Raw genomic sequence first — 20,555 nt, forward strand, 5'->3', positions numbered from 1 at the left:
TACGAAGATGGTACATACGCGCGATGGGCAGGCTTAACCCGCTATAATGACGGCGGGATAGTAACTTTTTTACTATCCCGCCAGTGAGGATACCCCATGCTGCTTGATGAGCATATAGGTGGTGCCTCACTCCACGTGTCGCCCTGTGTTTGATAAGGCCCGAAGGCGAGTATCATTGAGTTGGACGGTAGGCACCTTACTTCGGCATCATTCCGGGCTTATGTGGCATGTTTCCGCCTATTTGCGGGCCGACATAAAAAGTTGAATGAGCAACTGCGCTGTATTATGCACATTACGTGCCAAGTTGCAAAATATTTTTCATCCATTTGATTTTATTAATAATTTAAAAAAATCAAAAATACATTTTATTTTTTAATTAATATTTTCTGACACTAAACACCTATTTTTGTCGCCAATTTATGACACTTCGCCACGTGTAAATATTTACACATTAATATCAAACAATTAAATGTCTCCTATTGGAGACATCAAGAAATAGCATTGTCGCTATATAGAGACACGTTGCTGAGTTTCATAAATAACATCACATTGGCGGCAAGATATTTTTCATTCTCTTTTTACACTGCTTATGTTGTGAACAAGTTTCATTTGGTATATCTGTGTTGCTAAAAAGGTCAAGACTTAACGTAAGAATCACATTAAACGCAAATTCATTAACACATGTTCGTGCAGTGAATTTATTGTGAGCTGGAGTTCTTGCTGGCGATTTTGCCAATCTTCTTCTCTCCCATATAAATAGGCTTCCCGCGCATCAGCTAACACTGCGGCCTGTACAGGCGAAAAACGAGCTGCTGCCCAATCAGCAGCAACATCTTTGGAGACAAACTCGCCCGTCACTAATGTTCGCCACATACGCGCCAGCGTTAGCAGAACATTGCGCTCATCTCCCTTGAGTGACTGAATTAAACCCGGCAAGACATCTTTAATCGCCCTGTGGATATCCGGGGTTGGGATGGCGGGTAGAAGAGTGCTTGCATTCGGGCCGATCAGAGATATTGCTTCCTGCCGTGACTGAGCCAGCACCAAAGTAATTTCAGGATCACAAACAGAATCGGGAATGCTTTCTGCCTCATAGGCATGACGCAGCCATTCGCCGTACATAAATTCACTTCGGGCTGGATAAAGTGATGTCGCCAAATCGGCACGCAAGAAAACGATCAACTCAAGAGGCCGACGACCTTTAGGATCAAAAGGGTAGCGACCCGATATCGTCATTAAGTCAGCAGCAAGGCATTCTCTTTCTCCTGCCGTCATCGGCCGATCAATGACTACGAGCAAATCGACGTCACTGCGGGGGCGAAGACCACCAGCCACCGTCGAACCATGAAGATAGACAGCAATCAACGATTCCGCTAACCGCTTCTGGACAACACACGATGCTTTATCCGCTTCTGGAGGAATTGTCACTCGACTTTTTACCTTAATTAAATAGAGAAACACGATGGTGTTTTTGAGGGATTACCAAATAATTGAGATTAGGCTGTCAAATTTGTTAGTAAAGTGAATAATCATATTCAAATCCTTTACAAAGAACATCAAATAAGTTTTCAGCACTATCTTATCTTGATGCTTCCTGGCGTTATACAATCACAATTATCCGATTGCATATCTCAATGGGTTATTCAGGAGTCGTAAAGGTATTTGGCAAATCAGACGTTGATATGCCTTTTTTTGGTTATTCCTTTGAGATCATCATGTAGCGCATTGATCAATGCGCCATAAGAGTCTTATAGAAATTAGAATTTTCTTGGATAATAGCTAACACTTTTACCGCCAACCCGGTGGGGTTTCGACGCTTTTGCTCCCAACTTTCATAGTGTCAAGGCTGGTACCTAAAGTCTTCGCCATTTCCTTTTCCATCTCCTTTTACCGATTCTGATTTGTGACAATAGCGGTAATAGACGTCGACTTTGGCCATGGTTCATCCTTAAAAAGCCGGAAGTCTACACAGCAACTAACCATTTAATACATGACCAAAGATTTCAGTGTATTTATTGAACCTGAATCACTTTTAATATATTCGTAACGGAGATGGGACAACAAGCACCTGACGTTATCCAAAATGTCGCCACCCAACTACCTGATATCTTCCCTTCACATATCAGTGATTCCATATTTGAAGGAATGATGAAACAAGCCAGTAAGCTCTGCAAAGTAGCACTAGAGTAGTTTGCTCAATACGATGTTAGGTCTTCAACTTGTCTGTGTATTCATACAAGTCTGGGTTAATGTCTGACCTGATGTTTCATGACATTCTTTACGCCATGAATACTCAACTCAGCATCCCTACTTTATGAATACACAACTAACTGAATTAACAAGATTATTAAGAAATCTAATCCGAACAGGGGTTATTACTCAAGTCGATACCACAAACGGCATGTGTCGGGTCGCAACAGGCAATCTTGAAACCGACTGGCTGCACTGGTTGACCGCCAGAGCGGGTAATTCCCGCACATGGTGGGCACCCAGTGTCGGTGAGCAGGTTTTATTGCTTTCCATCGGTGGTGAACTGACCACATCCTTTGTATTGCCGGCGATTTTCTCCAATGAATTTCCGGCTCCTTCAACATCACCCGAAGCGACGCATACCGTATTTCCTGATGGCGCCGTGATGGAGTATGAGCCGCAATCCGGTGCATTGACGGTAACTGGAATCAAAACCGCCACAGTCACTGCATCAGAATCTGTCCATATTACCGCACCGGAAATCACCTGTGTCGCCAGCACACGAATTACACTGGATACACCGGAAGTCCTCTGTACACAACTACTGAGCACCGGCAATTTAATCGTGCGCGAGGGTGGCAAAATGACGGGCAATATTGCACATACCGGAGGCATCTTAAGTTCCAATGGCGTGGTCGTGGATTCGCATACACACACGGGTGTCAGAGCTGGCAATGATACATCAGGCGGCCCTGTGCCTTCGGCAGCACCGGTAGCTCCGGAAGAACCAAAAAAACCAAAAGAAGATAAAAAAGAAAATAAAAACCCGGATCAAGATAAACCAGATCAAGATAAACCAGATCAAGATAAAGATGATGAAATGGATCAGAAATGGCTCAAAGTACTACCTAAAAGACAGTTAACTTTTGATGCTGAAGGGAATGATAAGGAAAGTAGTATATACTTTACCCGTAAAATACATTGGCCCGGTGGTGCATCAGGGATAACAATTGCCCGTGGCTATGATTTAGGACAACAAGCCAAAGCAAATGATGAATTAACACAGGCAAATATATCTGAACCATTGAAGAGTTGGTTACTTGAATGTCAGGGAATAACCGGGGAAAAAGCTAAAGAAAAATATACATCAGCGCCAGATAATATCAGAAACTTTATCATTTCCAGAAAACAACAGTATGACCTATTCAATATGGCATATGATAGATTAGAAAAAGACGTTAAACGCATTTGCCAAAAGAAAGATACTCTTTTAGCATACCATAGCAACCCAAATATAGATCCAGAGCAGGCTTGGGATGAGATACCTCAAAAAATAAAAGTGATATTAATAGATCTTAGATATAGAGGAGATTATACTCCCGCATCTCGAAAACTAATGCAACGCTACGCATATTCTGGCGATATAGATAACTTTGGTATTATTTTAAAGAATAAAAGCAACTGGCCGCCAAATCTCCCAATGGATAGATTCACAAGAAGGATAGATTATTATGAATCCAATTAAACTATTTATTATTATTTCCTTATGTATTCCACATTTGAGTTACGCATATGGTAATGAAGATGAAAGCCTACAATTGGGAGTGATTAATCATAATAGCTAAGTTAAACTGAACAATCAAATTGATAGAAAAGTCAAAGCAGTTAAAAGACAACTAGAATCAAGCCCAGAGAAAAATGAAGTGGTTATTGCTCTTGAGATCGCATGGGATAATATGATTTCTAAAAAGTGTGCTTTTGATTCAATTGAATCGTTCGGTACAGAGGCTCAAATTGTCACAACAAATACCTGTCTTGCCAATGAATATAAAGTAAAGGAATATTACGTTGAATATATGCTTGGATAATATATTTTTAGTTAAAATATTTATATCACCATGGTAATTTATAGAATAACACCCATAATAAATTAACACTAGCTTATTTTACTATCTATTATATTCCCGTTGCACGGGGATATAATAGATGTATTTTCAAGTATAATGGGTATGGTTACACTCATTATATATTACATTAATTATTCTTTTTCACAAATTCACCATACTTTATAAGATAAATAAAAGATTTTAACTTTAATGATCATGATAATATTCGTTTTAAAATTAACACATTATAACCTAACTTATTCTGTGAAACCATAATTATCGATTTTAAATCTAAAAGAAATAGATGAAACATTCAAGATATTACCGAAGCATTAGCCAAATCCCAAAAGCCCCAATACACGTGAGGGGTAGAGAATTAATACTGGAATAAAGATATCGACTAAAAAGAAAATAGTCGCAGCAGATAACGATAATAGCAGTGATTTTTTCATGCTTCTGTCTGAAATAAAAAAGTAGCTGACTATCATAAACAATGGAAGAAAAATAATAATTCTAACTACCCTTAATGCCAGGAATATCATCCCCATGTCCTTATATCAAAAAATTATTCTTTTTTGTTTTAAAATCAACAAAATTACATTTAACCTGACAACATGAAGTTAAATGAAAAAATGAAGATTCATGAAAAACGGCAACAAATACATTAACTCAACTCAATAAAACATTTTCATTAGAAACGCGTTAATGAAAATCAAAGCAGTAAAAATGGTGCAAATGTAATAGATAGGAAAATAGTCACTGCCAGCAATGATGATATTAATGTTTTCTTTAAATTTTTCTCTAAAAGAAAAAAATAACTAAATATCATAAACAGTGGAATAAAAATAACCGCAGAAAAAATAGTTGAAATCATCCTCATCTCCTTTTGTAAAAACCCGGCTGAATTCTATAAGTTATCACCGAGCCTTTCAATTTTCCCATTAATGAAAATAGATATAAATAATATAATTAGCTCCCTATCCTTCTTAAGAAAAGCCCTGAAAATTTATTCTCAGGGCTTTTTAAAATAAGAATGCAGCTATGAGATGAATTAACCTAGCTGCTTGCGTGCATTACGGAAAATACGCATCCACGGACTATCTTCTCCCCATTCTTTAGGATGCCAAGAGTTGCTGACAGTCCGGAATACCCTTTCAGGATGCGGCATCATCACTGTAACTCGCCCGTCAAGGCTGGTCACCGATGTAATCCCGTTCACTGAACCATTTGGGTTTGCCGGATAGTTTTCTGTCACCATGCCGTAGTTATTCACGAAACGCAAAGCCACCTGCTGATGTTTTTCAAGTTCAGATAAACTTTGGCTGTTTCTGAATTCCACCTGGCCTTCACCATGAGCCACAGCAACCGGCAAGCGGGAACCGGCCATATCTTTCAAGAACAGCGACGGGCTGTCTGCCACCTCCACTAAGCTGAAACGCGCTTCATAGCGTTCTGAGCGGTTACGGACAAAGCGGGGCCAATGTTCTGTACCGGGGATCAGCTCATGCAAGTTAGACATCATCTGGCAACCGTTGCATACCCCAAGTGCCAATGTATCCGGTCTTGCGAAGAAGCTCGCAAAATCATCGCGTACCCGTGAATTAAACAAGATGGATTTCGCCCAGCCTTCCCCCGCACCGAGTACGTCTCCATATGAAAAACCGCCGCAAGCCACTAATGTCTGAAATTCAGCCAGTGAAATACGGCCGCTCAACAAGTCACTCATATGCACATCAACAGCTTCAAAACCTGCACGATGGAATGCGGCAGCCATTTCAACATGGGAATTGACACCCTGTTCACGCAACACAGCCACTCGCGGGCGTACTTGTTTTGCAATGTAGCAAGCAGCAATATCTTCCGCAGGATTGAAAGATAGTTTCACATTCAGGCCCGGATCTTCCACATCCTGTTTTGCCAGATGTTCTTGATCAGCACACTCAGGATTGTCACGCAGGCGCTGCATTTGCCAAGTTGTTTCCGCCCACCACAAACGCAATACACTGCGATTTTGACGGTAAACTTCCATATTATGGCTGGAGATAACGAAATCATCGCCAACCCGCGCTTTACCCAAATAGTGCACGCATTCGCTCAAGCCATAATCTGCCAGCAGTTTCTCAACCGGTTCCCTGTCAGTTTCACGCACTTGAATCACTGCACCCAATTCTTCGTTAAATAGTGCAGCCAAAATATCTTCATCAAATGCGCTGATATCCACCTTCAGGCCACAATGCCCGGCAAAAGCCATTTCAACCAGCGTTACCAGCAAACCACCATCCGAGCGGTCATGGTATGCCAGCAATTTCTGTTCTGAGATCAGTTGCTGAATTGCCTTGAAGAAGCCTGCAAGTTGCCCAACATCTCGGACATCTGCGGTTTTATCTCCCAATTGGCGATAAACTTGAGCCAATGCAGTCCCGCCCAGCGCATTGTGCCCTTTTCCAAGGTCTATCAGAAGCAAAGCATTGTCATCTTCGGTTGATAACTCCGGCGTCACGGTATAACGCACATCTTCTACTCGGGCAAACGCACTGATAACCAATGAAAGCGGAGAAGTCATTTCACGCTCTTCCCCATCTTGGTTCCAGCGGGTTTTCATTGACATTGAGTCTTTGCCTACCGGGATAGTCAATCCCAGCGCCGGACATAATTCTTCACCCACGGCTTTCACCGCAGCATACAAACCGGCGTCTTCACCGGCATGACCGGATGCTGACATCCAGTTAGCCGATAATTTTACCCGGTTTAAATCCTGCACATAAGCAGAAGCAATGTTAGTCAATGCCTCACCGACAGCCATGCGGGAGGAAGCAGCAAAATCCAGCAATGCGATCGGCGCACGCTCTCCCATAGACATGGCTTCGCCATAATAGCTGTCCAGACTGGCGGTCGTAACGGCACAATCGGCCACAGGGATTTGCCACGGGCCAACCATTTGATCGCGGGCAACCATCCCGGTGATGGAACGGTCACCTATTGTTATCAGGAACGTTTTTTCCGCAACCGCCGGCAAATGCAGAACACGTTTTACCGCTTCTTCAAGAGAGATATGTTTGCGTTCCAATTGCTGCCCTGATGCTGTCAAGATCTGGACATTCTTCAACATTTTGGGCGTTTTGCCGAGCAAGACATCCAACGGCATATCGATGGGTTGATTATCGAAATGGCTGTCATTCAGCAACAAATGACGCTCTTGCGTTGCTTCCCCAATCACTGCATAAGGAGCGCGCTCACGGCGGCACATTTCTTCAAACAGTGAAAGCTGCTCCGGTGCCACAGCCAGCACATAGCGCTCCTGAGATTCGTTGCACCATACCTGTAATGGGCTCATTCCCGGTTCATCATTGAGAATATTGCGCAATTCAAAGCGCCCACCCCGGCCACCATCATTGACCAATTCAGGCATGGCATTCGACAATCCACCCGCCCCGACATCATGGATAAACAAAATGGGATTTCTGTCACCCAATTGCCAGCATCTATCAATAACCTCCTGACAGCGGCGTTCCATCTCTGCATTGTCACGCTGCACAGAAGCGAAATCCAAATCGGCATCAGACTGACCTGATGTCATTGACGATGCCGCTCCTCCTCCCAAGCCGATATTCATACTTGGCCCACCAAGTACAATTAATTTTGCCCCGACCGGGATTTCTCCTTTTTGAACGTGTTCCTCGCGAATATTGCCAATCCCCCCGGCCAGCATAATGGGTTTGTGGTAACCACGCAGTTCGGTGCCGTTATGGGAATAAACCTTCTCTTCATATGTCCTGAAATATCCCAGCAATGCCGGACGCCCGAATTCATTGTTAAAGGCAGCGCCACCCAGAGGGCCTTCCAGCATGATATCCAAGGCACTGACGATTCGTTCAGGCTTGCCAAAATCTTCTTCCCACGGCTGCTCAAAGCCGGGAATTCTCAAGTTAGAGACAGAAAAGCCCACCAATCCAGCTTTGGGTTTGGCTCCCCGCCCTGTTGCTCCTTCATCACGGATCTCTCCCCCTGAGCCTGTCGCTGCGCCGGGCCACGGTGAAATTGCCGTTGGATGATTATGCGTCTCAACTTTCATCAGAATATGCGCGGGTTCTTGATGATAATCATAGGTACCGCTTGCAGGATCAGGGAAAAAACGACCGACACGAGAGCCTTCCATCACGGCGGCATTGTCTTTATAAGCGGAAAGAACATAATCCGGTGTCTGCTCAAATGTATTCTTGATCATCTTGAACAGCGACTTAGCCTGCGCCTGGCCATTAATCACCCAATCCGCATTGAAAATTTTGTGGCGGCAGTGTTCAGAGTTTGCCTGAGCAAACATGTAAAGCTCTACATCAGTCGGATTGCGCTCCATGGACTGAAAAGCCCGCACCAAATAATCAATTTCATCTGCAGCCAGAGCCAGCCCCAATTCAAGGTTGGCAGATTCCAGCGCTGCCCGGCCTGACTGTAAGATATCAATTTGCTTCATCGGGGCAGGTTGTTGGTGGGAAAACAGTATTTCAGCCTGTTCGAACTGGGTAAATACACTCTCCATCATGCGATCATGCAGCAACCCAGACAAGATTTGCCGCTGTGTATCGCTCATTTCATTACTCTGAATATAATAAGCAATCCCCCTTTCCAAACGGACAATTTTGTTCAATCCACAATTGTGAACAATTTCTGTCGCTTTGGATGACCAAGGGGATATTGTTCCCGGGCGAGGAGTAACCAACAGTAGTTGACCTTTGGGTTCATGTTCAGCCAAAGAAGGGCCATATTTTAACAGTCGGTTTAATTTCTCTCGTTCATCGCCCGTGATCGGAGCATTAGTCTCTGCAAAATGCACATATTCCGCATAGAGCTCTGTAACAGGAAGGCTCTTGTCTTGACATTGGGAAAGGAGCTTAGTAATACGAAACGCTGATAAAGCGGGAGAGCCACGCAGAATTTCCATAGTAATAGATTCTCTCATCTTAGAAGCAAAGCCTGACTGATGCCTCAGGGGAACTTTGCCCATTATAGAGGAATGTTTCACCCGACGAAACCGTTTGCGTGGTTATTTATTAGACTAATGATACATTTAGTAAGATTCCAAAATTGATTTAATAAGGTTGCACAACCCTATTTTGTTCAGCAAAATTCTCGATTACTGGAAATTTAACCATGCTATCATCTGGCGTTTCATATTGAGCCCAAACTGCACTGGTGAGAGATAACTATTTGAGTAATATAAAGATAAATTATTTTGTTATCGTTATTATCGCGCTCCTCTCCGCAGCAATCATTGGTCTGAACATCAATTGGCCCAATCAACAGCAGGAGCAGATAAACAAAATTTTGGCACGAGGAGAACTTCGGGTTAGTACTATCCGTTCACCTCTAATTACCCTTAACAACAAAAATGAGCCAACAGGTTTTGACTATGAATTAACCAAACGGTTTGCTGATTATCTTGGGGTTAAACTCGTTATTAAGTTTAGAACCAACATTAACCAGCTTTTTGACGATTTAAAGAATGATAAAGCCGATTTTTTAGCGGCAGGTCTTATCTACAATAAAGAAAGGCTATCCCAAACACGCACCGGCCCTGCTTATTCTTTAGTCTTACAGCAACTGGTCTATCGCAAAGGGACAGCACGCCCACGTTCATTTGCTGATTTAAACGGCAAGCTCATCGTCACCGCTGGCTCTGCCCATGCCAGTGAGCTGAAAAAATGGAAAGAGGAATCTTTCCCTGATTTGAGTTGGGATGAAACCTCGCACGAGAACACTCAGCAATTACTTGAGCAACTTTCTGATGGAAAAATAGATTATACAATCAGCGATTCAATCAGCCTGGCACTGCAACAGCGTATTCATCCCAATCTAGCCGTTGCTTTTGACGTTAGCGAAGAGCGTCCACTGACTTGGTATTTAAAACGCAATGATGACTATAGCCTCAACTCCGCCATGCTTGATTTTTTCAGTATGCTGGCTGAAAACGGCATTATGTCTCGGCTACAAGAAAAGTATTTTAGCCATGTTGGCTCATTCGATTATTTCGATACTATTTCATTTATTCGCGCAATCAATAAGTTATTGCCCACATACCAGACACTTTTTGAAAAGTATGCAGGTTCACTTGACTGGCAATTAGTCGCTGCAATTGCATGGCAAGAATCACATTGGGATCCGTTGGCTACATCCCCCACAGGTGTTCGTGGCCTGATGATGCTCACCCGCCCGACAGCAGAATGGGCAGGAATACGTGACCGCTTGGATCCAGAAGAGAGTGTAAAAGGCGGCATGGCTTATCTGCATTATTTAATGGAGCGCCTGCCAAAAACCATCCCTGAAGATGAGCGCATCTGGTTCGCCCTCGCCGCTTATAATATGGGATATGGGCATATCCTTGATGCCAGAAAATTAACTGCTGCACAAAAAGGCAATCCTGATAGCTGGCTCGATGTTAAAACTCGCCTGCCCCAATTAAGCAAGAAAAAATACTACACCAATACAACGTATGGCTATGCACGCGGCTATGAGGCTTACCGCTACGTTGAAAATATTCGGCGTTATTATTTGAGTCTGGAAGGATATTTGCGGGCAAAAAATAATCGTGAGAACACGGAGGAAAATAAAACTGAGATCACCTCAATCAGCGAACCTGAACCTGAGGCCAGTCAAAATGATAAGAACAAGGATAAATAATCTCTTTGATTTTCATTCGGTTATTATTATGTATTAGATAAATGGAATCGCTGGTTCAGGCATTTTACCTGTACTAGCCCATTATCTGAGCCAGTACATTTCGATAAATTAAGCCCTGCCGCTATGATAGCTCTTGTTGCTGATTCTTTAATTTCTTCAATGCCTTGTGCTGCTCCCTTCTTTGTTTAAAAAAAGCACTCAACATCGCAGAACACTCCTCAGCCAAAACACCGCTTGTAATTTCGACCTTATGGTTCATACCCGGATGGCGCAAAATATCAACCAATGATCCTGCTGCACCCGTTTTCATATCGCTGGCACCATAAACTAAACGCTGTATCCGGCTGTGTACCATTGCTCCCGCACACATTATGCAAGGTTCCAAAGTGACATACAGTGTCGTATTCAACAGGCGATAATTCTGTAATTGGCTGCCACCACGGCGCAGGGCTATGATTTCTGCATGTGCAGTTGGATCATGTTCGGTTATCGGGTGATTAAACCCTTCAGCAATAACTTTATTATCGGCAACCAATACAGCCCCAACGGGGATCTCACCTCGCTCTTGTGCTTGTATTGCCAAATCCATTGCCCGACGCATCCAATACTCATCGCTATATATTTCAGTTACTGCATGTATTTCTGTCACTACGCATTCTCTTACTTTTAAAAAACCGGGGATAGCAGGTCATTGTCACTATACATTTCGTCTTTCAAGCTGCTTCTTTGTTGACTGCAAAGCAACTTGAAATCCATTGCGTATATTATTTATTGCTCTTTATTCATTTCAATTAATTAATTCAGGCTCGACCTGAACTTCATCAAGAAAAGCATCAAGGAATTGCTTCATACGTTCTACTCTCTCGCGGGCTAATTTCCTGCCCGATAGAGTCTGAAAACCAGACTCTAACTTGAATAATTTGGTATAAAAGTGATCGATAACATAAGCCTTATCATCATATTCACGCTGTGTTGCCAGCGGGTCACTAACATCATACAACGAAGACCCCATGCGGCCGGCAGTATAAAAGCAGCGCCCGATACCAATCATACCCAAGGAGTCCAACCGATCCGCATCTTGTACAATTTTGGCTTCCAACGTTCTGGGGGTTATATTGGCTGAAAAACTATGGGCTTCGATAGCGTGACAAATATCCGCAATATCCTTCTCATTCCACCCCAGATTTTTCAATATCAATTCAGCTTTTTCTGCCGCCATGCGTGAAGCAAAGGGCCTGTTTGGTGAGTTTTTTTCAACACTCACACAATCATGCAATAGCACAGCCACAAAAACTAACTGCAAATTGCCAGATTCAGCTTCGCAAATTTGCTTGGCATTCAGCCATACACGATGAAGGTGGGCAATATCATGGGCACCATCATCACCTTCTATCGCCATTGGTAAAAGTTGTTGCGCTAAATCTGTAAAAGGTGAAAAAGATAACATAATCGAAGAGCCTCTTTTTATGTATATAATATCGACATAGATAAAAACAGAAGGATTAACAACCATGCTGACCGGCCTTAACCACATAACTCTGACTACTTCAAACCTGGAACATAGTTTGGATTTCTATATTAATCAGCTTGGATTCAGGCCGCATGTACGTTGGCAGAATGGCGCTTATCTGAGCCTCGGGGAGTTATGGCTTTGCCTTTCTTGCGATGAAACTAAACCAGCACAAGATTATACCCACATTGCCTTTACTATTTCAGTTGGCGATTTTTCTGCTTTCAAGAAAAAATTATTGGCTGCGGGTATACCGCAATGGAAAGAAAACCGCAGCGAAGGGGAATCAATTTACCTGCTTGACCCTGATGGGCATCAGCTTGAAATCCATGTCGGTTCGCTTGCCAGCCGCCTTGATTCACTCCGAACCAACCCTTACCAGGGATTGGTGTGGTATTAATATCCACTGCTGGATTGCTGCCGCCATAAATGGGCACCAACCAATGCTTTCCAAGGAGTGAAATCCGCCAACCATTCTTCTGCCTGCTCAGCGCTGACTTTTTCTTCTTGCCTGAGCAGATATTGAAGATTGCGCCTGACGGCAACATCGCCATGCAATGAACCATTCAGATAATTAAACCCTCTCAGCAAAGTATAATTTACTGTCCACATACCCACTCCCTTAATGGCAAGTAAATTATCCGTTAATTGTTGAGCCCCATTTTCCCTTTCTGGGATAACTAATTCGATTGCACCAGAATCAATAAGCCGACTGGCATTCAGTAATGCATTGGCTTTCCCGACAGAAAAACCACATTGGCGCAATTCTTGCTCCGAACACCGCATTACCTGCTGATAATCTGGATGACACAATAACCCTGACGAGTGTTGAGTGCCGATTGCCTGAATAAAACGACGCCGAATAGAAATTGCTGCACTTACGCTAATTTGCTGGCCTATGATTGCCCAACTTAATGCTTCAAAAGGGGTTGCTGATTGATAAATTCTTAGCCCTGCCTGTCTAGTAACTAGCTCTCCAATGACAGGATGCCCTTGATATAGGGATTCAAATTTCTCTATGGGCTGGTTCAGCCCCAACATATGTGAAGCCAGAATTGATAATGCATTATGTGATGAAAGAGTGTTATCACCATCAATATCAAGTTGTACTTGAGCGGTATTATTTTCAATTGCAATAGTCAAAAGGGCGGGAGTTCCGTGCCAAATAACGCCTTTTTTAATTTGGTTTTGCTGCACGACTTCAGACACCCCCATTTCATCCCGCTGATGAAATGCCAGTAAGTCATTCGTATGATAATTACTGGGTAGTTTTATTTCCGTTACACAACTTGCTTGCATTAAAATAGCTCCACAGTCATATAAAATTAAGCTAATGTTCTAACAGACACCAAGCTTAAAAACAACATAAATAAACTACAAATTTTCACCATCTATTTTATATTTACTCAGTTCTTCATTTAATTCTTTAATTTGATATTTTGATGGACTTAATGTTAATAGATATATGCCAAACCCCATAAGTAACCCCATACTTAAAACAACTAAAAATAAATTCAACGCACTGCCAATGATATTACTGATCTCATCTCCCTTAAATAAAAAAACAATCAGTACAACAAATGCCAGAATAAAGAAATAGGCTGAGAATAACTTTTCAAAACAATAGATAATATAATAAAAAGATTTAGTCTTAACCTGAACGACACCGGAGTCCAAAACAGTATAGGCCCTTAATTTTTTCAGAACATCTAAGTACTCAGAACTTAAGCCATTTTCTTTCAATCTGATAAATATCCCCCTGAATTTATCGGATTTTATTTTTGTAATTTCAAACATTATTTCAGACGATATTTCATATTTAATGTATTTTTTACTTAAATCATCCAAATAGTTATCATACTGATTTAAATATTTAATATATTTATTTGCTTTTCTTTCTCTAAAAACACTCACATCCGCATAAAGCTTCTTTAGTATGGACAAAATGATGCCCACAAAAGTCCCGATAGAACCCAAAACTTTCACGATATCGTTACCATATTTTACAATGTAATCAATCATGTTTTTGCTCTAAAGAATGTAAAACATACTTAAGTATATACCATGATGAATACCTGTGAGCACTTTCTTAACGATAGCCATATTTCTCTTTATTCAATGGGTAAATGTTCAATAGCTCCCCATTCGGCCCAAGAGCCATCATAGAGACACACTTTTTTATACCCACACTGATAAGCTGCCAGTAAAGCAATACATGCCGTAACCCCCGAACCACAATAAAAATAAAGCACACTCTCTAAATCGATTTTCTTTTCTGTAAAAATGCTTTTTAATTCATCGGATGGTTTATAACAGCAGCCATCCAATAATTGTTCAAACGGCAGGTTAATTGAATTGGGTATATGCCCTGATCTCAACCCTTCACGAGGTTCAGCCACAGCACCTCTAAATCGCTCATGAGATCTGACATCAATAATGGTATCGGAATCAGAGTAACATTTTACAAGTATTTCTTCTTTAGAGGCGATGAGCGCTTTATTATATGCCCCTTCCCAGAAAGAATTATTTTTTGGCATTTTAGGTGCAATATCAACATGACGCCCCTCAGCCAGCCATTTTTTTAACCCGCCATCTAATACAAAAACTTTTTCATGTCCCATCAATTTAAATAGCCACCACGCCCTGGGTGAGAAATGTATTCCCTTCGCATCGTAAATAATAACAATATCATCAGAAGAAATTCCCATCTTACGAACATTCTCTCTGAAATGATCATAAGTGGGCGCTGTGTGTACCAATGCGGAATCAGGATCAGAAAATTTACCTTTCAAATCAAAAAATAATGAACCGGGAATATAAGCTTTGTTATTAGTTTTGGTGTTATTGTCATGCACACTATCTGATGTGGCATCTAAGATAATAATATTGGGATCATCAATATGCTTAGACAGCCAATCGGTTGATACTAAATTGCCTTCCATTTTATACCACCATTCATTAAAAATAATCTTCATTCCAGATGATTGTTTAAGTTATCGCCCTATTTATAAGACGAAACAAACAGCATTTCCAACATTTATTTTATATTTGATTTACAAACAGTATGGAGAAATATTGCTACTCTGGATTTTTATTCGTTTATGTTACCGTATTTTTTCACTGTAAATCCCGGTATATCAAAACGTTAATTGATTAGTGTCACACACTGCATTATTTTAGGCGCCTAAAATAGCTTTGCATTGCTGTTTTGCGTTACAGAATAGGGTTTGTTAAAGTAATTCAGACTGTACAAAAAGCCAGCAAAAAAGTGAAAATAGTAGATGGAAATTTCACGTCATTGACTGATATAGATATAAGAATTTTGCAAGAGGTTGAAGTGGCACTATTAATTACTAAACGCTGTATTAATTGCGATATGTGTGAACCCGAATGCCCTAATCAGGCCATCACGATGGGTGAAGAAATATACGAAATAGAACCCGAACGCTGTACTGAGTGTATAGGGCATTACGAAAAGCCAACTTGCCAGTCTGTCTGCCCTATCACCAATACCATCATCCTTGATCCTGACCATCAGGAAACCGAGGAGCAATTGTGGGATAAATTTGTGCTCCTGCACCATGCTGATAAGATCTGAGTTTAGCTTTCCAATATCACTGTCGCACAGGCATAGCGCCGTTCATCTGCCAGTGTAACGTGCATTGATTTCACATTCAGTGTATTTGCCAATAAACTCGCCTCTCCATGAAGCTTTAAGGTCGGTTTTCCCAGTGGATCGTTGATCACTTCAAACTGATTAAACGCCAATCCATTGCGGATCCCTGTCCCAAATGCTTTGGCAGCCGCTTCTTTGACAGCAAACCGTTTTGCAAGGAAGCGGATAGGTTGATTATGTTGTTGATATTGCAACCATTCCCCGTCACTCAGAATCCGCTTTGCCAAGCGTTCTCCTGAACGCCCGACAATTTCCTCAATGCGGGATATTTCGACAATATCAGTGCCTAACCCAATAATGGCCATTAACTGCGGGCTTCCCGCAACAACGCTTTCATGTCTGCCACAGCAGCGGATAATCCACTGAATACCGCGCGGCCAATGATAGCGTGACCAATATTCAATTCGTAAATTTCAGGCAGGGCGGCGATGCGTTGAACATTGTGATAGGTTAATCCATGACCCGCATTGACTGTAAGGCCTTTCCCTGCGGCGTAAGTGACGGCTTCTTTAATGCGCTGAAACTCTTTTTCCTGCTGGATTTCATTTTCAGCATCAGCATATGCACCTGTATGAATTTCAATAAATGGTGCCCCAACTTCAGCCGCAGCGTCAATTTGCTGGTGATCCGCATCGATAAATAAAGAAACTTGAATCCCCGCTTCTGATAAAGTTTTTACAGCCTTGGCAATGTGTGCTTTCTGCCCGGCAACATCCAATCCGCCTTCCGTTGTAACTTCCTCACGTTTTTCAGGAACCAGACAACAGAAAGCAGGTTTGGTTTGAACGGCAATGCCAACCATCTCATCTGTTACGGCCATTTCGAGGTTCATACGGGTTTGAATTGTTTTTTCTAATAATTGAACATCTCTATCGGTAATATGGCGGCGATCTTCACGCAAGTGAATCGTTATACCATCAGCCCCTGCCTGCTCTGCAATAAATGCAGCCTGAACCGGATCAGGGTATTTCGTCCCGCGGGCATTACGCAAGGTCGCAATATGATCAATGTTGATACCTAACAATATCTCAGCCATTTTTAACTCCTGAAAGAATATAAGATTCAGATAAGTCTACACTTTTCATGATACTTGTGTGCCTTACTTTAATTTTCATTTTTCTTATTGGGAAGATCCGTTTTCTTACGTACAAATTGACGAAATAGTTCGCGACTCTTCAGAGGTTTCCCCCCCAAGTAGGGTTTTAATGCAATGCGCGTGAAACGCTTAGCCGCCCTTAAGCTTGCATGATCAGGGAATTCACCGGTTGCCAATGACTTTAATTCGTGACCAGTAAAGCTATAGTGATCAATAACCAAACTCGCGATAAATCCTTTTTCTTCACGATAGCGATACGTCATAGTATCTGATACAGGCTCTCCACTACCTGCACAGTGCAAATAATCTACACCGTATCCCATATTGGTCAACAGCGCTAATTCAAAACGGCGCAAGGCATATTCCGGCGTGGAATCGCTTGCCGCAAGCACTTGTAAGCATTGGAGATAATCGAAGAAAAGTGTGGGGTATGCCGTCCCTTGTTCAAGAACTCGGGATAGAAGCTCGTTAACATACAAGCCACTGTAAAGCACGCTTCCCGTTAGAGGAAGCGCTAATGAGATAGGTTCTGCATCCCGGAGGGTTTTGATTTCACCCCGCCCGCTCCAGCGGATAAGTAACGGGGTGAAAGGCTGTAAACAACCTTTTAGATGAGAACGACGGCTGCGTGCACCTTTCGCTAAAACGCGCACCCGCCCTTCATTTTCAGTGAAAAAATCCAGCAACAAACTCGTTTCACTGTAAGGGCGCCCGTGGAGTACAAAGGCTCTCTGCCAGCCGTCCACAAGTCAGCCTTATAAATCGTCGATGTAACCGAGGCTTCTCAGCGCTCGTTCATCATCAGCCCAACCTGCTTTCACTTTTACCCATAATTCCAAATGGACTTTGACATCAAACAGTCTTTCCATATCCTGGCGGGCTTCTGTACCAATCGTTTTGATTTTGCTGCCTTTATTGCCAATTACCATTTTCTTCTGGCCATCCCGCTCCACCAGAATCAAACCGTGGATGGTATAACCACCACGCTCATTGACAACAAACTGCTCAATTTCCACGGTCACTGAATACGGTAATTCATCACCCAGAAAGCGCATCAGTTTTTCACGGATAATTTCTGACGCCATGAAACGCTGTGAGCGGTCAGTGATATAATCTTCCGGAAAATGATGATCTGCCTGTGGAATGTGATCACGCACAAGTTTGGCAATGGTATCAACATTCATGCCTTTTTCTGCGCTGATCGGCACCACATCAATGAAATTCATTTGCTGGCTAAGGAAGCCAATGTGCGGCAGTAGAATTGTTTTATCGGTTACATTGTCCACTTTGTTGATGGCAAGCAGAACCGGGCAACGCAAGTGGCGCAGTTTATTCACCACCATTTCATCATCAGGTGTCCAGTTCGTGCCTTCCACGACAAAAATAACCAGTTCAACATCACCAATAGAACTGCTCGCCGCACGGTTCATTAATCGGTTGATTGCACGTTTTTCTTCAATATGAAGGCCCGGTGTATCAACATAAATTGTTTGATATGCACCTTCCGTATGAATTCCCATAATACGATGGCGAGTCGTTTGGGGTTTACGGGAGGTGATAGATACTTTTTGGCCCAATAATTGGTTCAACAAAGTTGATTTACCGACGTTAGGCCGACCGACTATTGCAACAAATCCGCAATAGTTTTTTTCTTCGCTCATTCAAGCTCCAGTTGTTTTAATGCTTGTTCCGCAGCCGCCTGTTCTGCCTTGCGGCGACTGGAACCTATTCCTCTGACAGGCTGTTCAAATCCACTGACCTGACAGTGAATTGTAAATTCCTGATCGTGTGCTTCCCCACGAACTTGAACAACCAGATATGTTGGCAACGGCAAATGACGCCCTTGCAAATATTCTTGTAAACGGGTTTTTGGATCTTTTTGTTTATCGCCTGGGCTGATTTCATTCAAGCGGGTTTCATACCAATTCAAGATAATTTTTTCAATCATCTTAATATCGCTATCAAGAAAGATCGCGCCGATTAAGGCTTCGATACTGTCCGCTAAAATGGATTCCCGACGATGCCCCCCGCTTTTTAGCTCGCCCGGCCCCAAACGCAGGCATTCGCCTAATTCAAACTCTCTGGCCAACTCTGCCAATGTATTGCCACGCACCAAAGTTGCCCGCATACGGCTCATGTCCCCTTCATCCACCCGGGGAAAACGATGATAGAGTGCATTGGCAATGACAAAACTTAGAATAGAGTCACCAAGAAATTCCAGACGTTCATTATGCTTACTGCTGGCACTACGGTGAGTCAAAGCTTGAAGCAATAAATCCTGCTGTGTGAAGGTATATCCTAGCTTACGTTGTAACCGATTCGTTATTATGGCGTTCATGTGCTACCAATTCAGTTAGAATTCATCAAATAAAAGCACACGCAACAGACCTGTGAAGCTATATATTTCTTATAATATATAGCCTTACAAAACTGTTGCGTTTGCACTGGCTCCCTAATGTAGGCCTTACCTTAAGGAGCCAGTCTTCATGTTTGAAAGAATATTCTACACTGTGAGATGAATTAATGCTGCGCTAATATATATAAATATTAGTGAATTCCACCAATTCTGCCTAAGCGTACACCTGTAGGCCACTCACCTTCCTGCTTTTCAAAACTCATCCAGATAGCGGTCGCGCGGCCTACCAGGTTCTTCTCTGGTACGAATCCCCATTCGCGGCTATCTGCACTATTATCGCGGTTATCACCCATCGCAAAATAGTGGCCTTCAGGAACTACCCATGTCCCTACCGGCAAGCCGTCTTGACGGAAGTGTGGCACCGATGAAACAGGAGGGATCATCAGAACATGATGAGACACGTTCCCTAAGCTCTCAATCCGTTCCGTTTGACGAAGAGAATATGCACCCAATGGTTCATCAAGAGGAATTTGATAAACACCTCTCAAGCGGAGCCCTTCTGGAGTTATATCGTCTCTAATCGTCCATTCGCTCGGAAAATCATCACGATAGACAACAGGCAAATCACCTTTACATTCGGCCTGCCAACCGCAACCCGGGTAAATTTGTAGCTCTTTTTTGACATAATCGTAAACAACTTTGTCTCCCGGCAAGCCAACAATCCGTTTAACAAAATCGATACTCGGATCTTTTGGAAATTTGAAGACAGCGACATCTCCACGTTTCGGTTCACCCGTTTTAATCAAGGTTGTTTGCGTAATCGGGTCTTTCAAGCCATAGGCGAATTTTTCAACCAGAATAAAATCCCCAATCAACAATGTCGGCATCATTGAGCCGGAAGGGATCTGAAAAGGCTCGTAGACAAAAGAACGCAAAACCAAAACAATGGCTAACACCGGAAAGACAGATGCAATTGTATCAAACCATGATGGTTTATTAAGATCCTTAGCCAAAGCTTCCTGAGCTTCCGCGCCTGCTACTTGTTCCTGAAGGCTAGCCAGCTTCTTCTTGCGGGCAGGAGCAAGTTTAAATCGCTCGATACACCAGAAAATTCCGGTAATTAACGTTGCTAACGTTAAGATCAAGGCAAAAGTGTTAGCCATTTA

At 42.5% G+C, this 20,555-nt stretch carries 17 protein-coding genes and 4 pseudogenes; 5 read left to right on the top strand and 16 right to left on the bottom strand.

The features are described 5' to 3' along the window. Positions 1-654: 654 nt before the first annotated feature. From FE392_RS17655 to FE392_RS22170, 3 genes and pseudogenes are all read right to left on the bottom strand, one after another. Positions 655-1,428: an aminoglycoside adenylyltransferase family protein gene (locus FE392_RS17655; RefSeq protein ID WP_319931478.1), complete on the bottom strand. Its 774-nt coding sequence runs from the start codon at positions 1,426-1,428 to the stop codon at positions 655-657. Between the two features lie 301 nt (positions 1,429-1,729). Further along, a pseudogene (gene nadS, locus FE392_RS17660) lies at positions 1,730-1,878 on the bottom strand (NadS family protein); the annotation flags it as partial. Further along, positions 1,847-1,939: pseudogene (locus FE392_RS22170) on the bottom strand (IS1 family transposase); the annotation flags it as partial. The pseudogenes FE392_RS22170 and nadS, both read right to left, overlap by 32 nt. A gap of 375 nt (positions 1,940-2,314) precedes the next feature. Between FE392_RS22170 and FE392_RS17665 the strand changes: the two are divergent. Beyond that, a pseudogene (locus tag FE392_RS17665) lies at positions 2,315-2,944 on the top strand (phage baseplate assembly protein V); the annotation flags it as partial. A 174-nt stretch (positions 2,945-3,118) separates the two neighbouring features. Beyond that, positions 3,119-3,715, top strand: a pseudogene (locus FE392_RS17670) (pesticin C-terminus-like muramidase); the annotation flags it as partial. A 1,073-nt stretch (positions 3,716-4,788) separates the two neighbouring features. On the opposite strand, the gene FE392_RS17675 reads toward FE392_RS17670, so the two are convergent. Beyond that, a complete protein-coding gene (locus FE392_RS17675) occupies positions 4,789-4,950 on the bottom strand; it encodes a hypothetical protein (RefSeq protein ID WP_319931479.1) in 162 nt (53 codons plus the stop codon). A 177-nt stretch (positions 4,951-5,127) separates the two neighbouring features. Further along, entirely contained in the window at positions 5,128-9,015 is a 3,888-nt protein-coding gene (purL, locus tag FE392_RS17680; protein WP_319931480.1) for a phosphoribosylformylglycinamidine synthase, read from the bottom strand. A 266-nt stretch (positions 9,016-9,281) separates the two neighbouring features. On the opposite strand from purL, the gene mltF reads away from it, so the two are divergent. Next, a complete protein-coding gene (gene mltF / locus FE392_RS17685; protein WP_319931481.1) occupies positions 9,282-10,751 on the top strand; it encodes a membrane-bound lytic murein transglycosylase MltF in 1,470 nt (489 codons plus the stop codon). A 121-nt stretch (positions 10,752-10,872) separates the two neighbouring features. Here mltF and tadA read toward each other — a convergent pair whose 3' ends face one another. Both tadA and FE392_RS17695 read right to left on the bottom strand, forming a co-directional pair. Then, entirely contained in the window at positions 10,873-11,400 is a 528-nt protein-coding gene (gene tadA / locus FE392_RS17690) for a tRNA adenosine(34) deaminase TadA (protein ID WP_319931482.1), read from the bottom strand. Between the two features lie 138 nt (positions 11,401-11,538). Further along, complete coding sequence (locus tag FE392_RS17695) at positions 11,539-12,198, bottom strand: HD domain-containing protein (RefSeq protein WP_319931483.1); 660 nt, start codon at positions 12,196-12,198, stop codon at positions 11,539-11,541. A gap of 64 nt (positions 12,199-12,262) precedes the next feature. On the opposite strand from FE392_RS17695, the gene fos reads away from it, so the two are divergent. Next, complete coding sequence (gene fos / locus FE392_RS17700) at positions 12,263-12,661, top strand: fosfomycin resistance glutathione transferase (protein WP_319931484.1); 399 nt, start codon at positions 12,263-12,265, stop codon at positions 12,659-12,661. Here the strand turns inward: fos and FE392_RS17705 are convergent. The 3 genes from FE392_RS17705 to FE392_RS17715 all read right to left on the bottom strand — a co-directional run bounded on the left by FE392_RS17705 (position 12,658) and on the right by FE392_RS17715 (position 15,203). Next, positions 12,658-13,560, bottom strand: a complete 903-nt coding sequence (locus FE392_RS17705) for a DNA-3-methyladenine glycosylase 2 (RefSeq protein WP_319931485.1) — start codon at positions 13,558-13,560, stop codon at positions 12,658-12,660. The genes fos and FE392_RS17705 overlap by 4 nt on opposite strands. A 75-nt stretch (positions 13,561-13,635) precedes the next feature. Then, entirely contained in the window at positions 13,636-14,283 is a 648-nt protein-coding gene (locus FE392_RS17710; protein WP_319931486.1) for a hypothetical protein, read from the bottom strand. 89 nt (positions 14,284-14,372) lie between these two features. Further along, complete coding sequence (locus FE392_RS17715) at positions 14,373-15,203, bottom strand: sulfurtransferase (RefSeq protein ID WP_319931487.1); 831 nt, start codon at positions 15,201-15,203, stop codon at positions 14,373-14,375. 395 nt (positions 15,204-15,598) lie between these two features. Here FE392_RS17715 and FE392_RS17720 point away from each other — a divergent pair, with 395 nt between their 5' ends. Beyond that, a complete protein-coding gene (locus FE392_RS17720) occupies positions 15,599-15,859 on the top strand; it encodes a YfhL family 4Fe-4S dicluster ferredoxin (RefSeq protein ID WP_319931488.1) in 261 nt (86 codons plus the stop codon). A gap of 2 nt (positions 15,860-15,861) precedes the next feature. Here the strand turns inward: FE392_RS17720 and acpS are convergent, their stop codons facing one another. The 6 genes from acpS to lepB form a co-directional block, all read right to left on the bottom strand. Further along, on the bottom strand, positions 15,862-16,242 hold the full coding sequence (gene acpS, locus FE392_RS17725; protein WP_319931489.1) for a holo-ACP synthase: 381 nt from the start codon (positions 16,240-16,242) through the stop codon (positions 15,862-15,864). After that, complete coding sequence (gene pdxJ, locus FE392_RS17730) at positions 16,242-16,973, bottom strand: pyridoxine 5'-phosphate synthase (protein WP_092507803.1); 732 nt, start codon at positions 16,971-16,973, stop codon at positions 16,242-16,244. The genes acpS and pdxJ overlap by 1 nt, the downstream gene beginning before the upstream one ends. 68 nt (positions 16,974-17,041) lie before the next feature. Continuing rightward, on the bottom strand, positions 17,042-17,779 hold the full coding sequence (gene recO / locus FE392_RS17735) for a DNA repair protein RecO (RefSeq protein WP_319931490.1): 738 nt from the start codon (positions 17,777-17,779) through the stop codon (positions 17,042-17,044). 9 nt (positions 17,780-17,788) lie between these two features. After that, a complete protein-coding gene (gene era, locus FE392_RS17740) occupies positions 17,789-18,694 on the bottom strand; it encodes a GTPase Era (RefSeq protein WP_319931491.1) in 906 nt (301 codons plus the stop codon). Further along, on the bottom strand, positions 18,691-19,371 hold the full coding sequence (gene rnc, locus FE392_RS17745) for a ribonuclease III (RefSeq protein ID WP_319931492.1): 681 nt from the start codon (positions 19,369-19,371) through the stop codon (positions 18,691-18,693). Before rnc ends, era begins: the two co-directional genes overlap by 4 nt. Positions 19,372-19,580: 209 nt before the next feature. Next, entirely contained in the window at positions 19,581-20,552 is a 972-nt protein-coding gene (gene lepB / locus FE392_RS17750) for a signal peptidase I (protein WP_319931493.1), read from the bottom strand. Positions 20,553-20,555: the final 3 nt, after the last annotated feature.

The sequence above is a fragment of the Xenorhabdus santafensis genome (genome assembly GCF_033949405.1).
Taxonomy (GTDB): Bacteria; Pseudomonadota; Gammaproteobacteria; order Enterobacterales; family Enterobacteriaceae; genus Xenorhabdus; species Xenorhabdus santafensis.